At 47.4% G+C, this 1777-nt stretch carries 1 protein-coding gene; it reads left to right on the top strand.

Annotation, left to right across the window (positions count from 1 at the left end):
• Nucleotides 1–122: 122 nt before the first annotated feature.
• The gene (locus H9649_RS17690) at nucleotides 123–1400 is read left to right on the top strand and encodes an IS110 family RNA-guided transposase (RefSeq protein WP_191696250.1); all 1278 of its coding nucleotides are present in this window, start codon (nucleotides 123–125) and stop codon (nucleotides 1398–1400) included.
• Nucleotides 1401–1777: the final 377 nt, after the last annotated feature.

Below are 1777 nucleotides of genomic sequence, written 5' to 3'. Positions count from 1 at the left end.
TTCCCGCTGGAGCATTCCTGTATGGAAAGTCGGGCCCTATTGAATTGAAAAAGCCCTCTTGGTATGATGCGGTTGTCAAGGGCTCTAAGGCCTTGACCGACAACTATCCAAGGAGGACTCAAATGAATTCTATGACGAATAATAAAATTAATCAAGTAACCGAATCAACATTGGTAGTCGGAATTGACATCGCAAAACGCAAACACTACGCTACATTTGTAGATGAACGCGGACGGCAGTTTAAGAAAGCTTTTCCTGTATTCCAGTCAGAAGCGGGCTTTGAAGCTCTTCATCAAGCGATCCTCGATGGCCGCAAAGAACATGGAAAAGATGACGTGATTGTTGGGGTAGAACCTACAGGCCATTACTGGCTCAATCTTGCACGTTTTCTTGCAGATCACGGTATCCCACTTGTCATTGTCAATCCCATGCATGTCAAACGTGTAAAGGAGCTTGACGATAACCTGCAGACCAAGAACGACAAGAAAGACGCATTGACCATTGCACGCTTGATGAAAGACGGACGTTTCAGTTTTCCAAAACTGCTTGAGGGCGAGGCGGAAGAGATCCGTGTAGCCTATTCATTGCGCGAGTCACTAATTGAAGAACGCGCAATGTTGAAAAACAACATACATCGATGGATCGACAAATACTTCCCTGAGCTCTTCAAGGTCTTCAGTGATTTCGGTGCCATGATGCTTGCCGTCCTGGAAGCGAAACCAATGCCTTTGGATCTAACGGACATGACTCCTGATGAATTAGCTGACATCTGTGCCGTTACAGGTAAGATGAAGCAACGCAGGCCGGCAAAGGCAGCGGCACTCATCCAGGCAGCTCAAGAATCCATCGGCATTACGGAAGGTGAGTGGGGTGCCCGCAGAGAGATCGCCATTCTGATGCGCCGTTACCGTCTGCTTGATGAAGAGATCGGACAGCTGGATATCGAACTGCAAGAACTGATCAAAGAGACGCCGGAGTATCAATACCTCCGTTCCGTTCCAGGTATTGGTTCAGCCACGATTGCAGGTCTTCTGGCTGAAGTCGGAAGCTTCATGGATTATGAAAGTCCACGCCAATTAATCAAATTAGCGGGACTCACGCTCCGTGAAAACTCTTCCGGTACACATCAGGGACAAAAACGCATCTCCAAACGCGGGCGTAAACGACTCCGTTCACTGCTGTTTAAGGCGATGCTTCCCCTGCTTAGGAATAATGAAGCGTTTCAGACGCTTCATCAGTACTACACGGAACGGACGGACAACCCGCTTCGCAAGAAGCAATCCATGGTGATATTATGCGGTAAGCTGTTGAAAATTCTTCATACGCTCTGTACTAAGAAGAGGTATTTCAATGGAGATCAGATGCTTGCCGATGTCACCTGTCTCAAATTAGCGGTCTGACGCTTGCATTCTTACGTACCATTACATCATGACATGGAGAAGTTGGCACAAGCGGCGTACATCAGGCTTTGAGCCCCTGCTGGAGCATCTCGCCGGCCTCCGCCTTATGATAGACCGAACGAAGGAATGTCAGCGCCAGACGCTAAGAGACGTGGGAGGGTTAGTCATCATAGGGAGCACGGAGATCCAAATGCATGCCATATATAATTACCAGTTCATGGAACTGGCGGCGAAGCATATTGAGAGGTTTCCATTAAATTTCTCCTTAGTTATTTACAGGAACTAAAATGAATGTACTCCCTCTAAAAAATATTTTTCACGCTGTATTCTTGGTCACGAACCCTATAGCTACCGTATTTTATAGAGGGAGTCGCCGC

It is taken from the genome of Sporosarcina quadrami, from assembly GCF_014836615.1.
GTDB lineage: Bacteria > Bacillota > Bacilli > Bacillales_A > Planococcaceae > Sporosarcina > Sporosarcina quadrami.
This window is presented reverse-complemented; position numbering and strand designations above follow the sequence as displayed.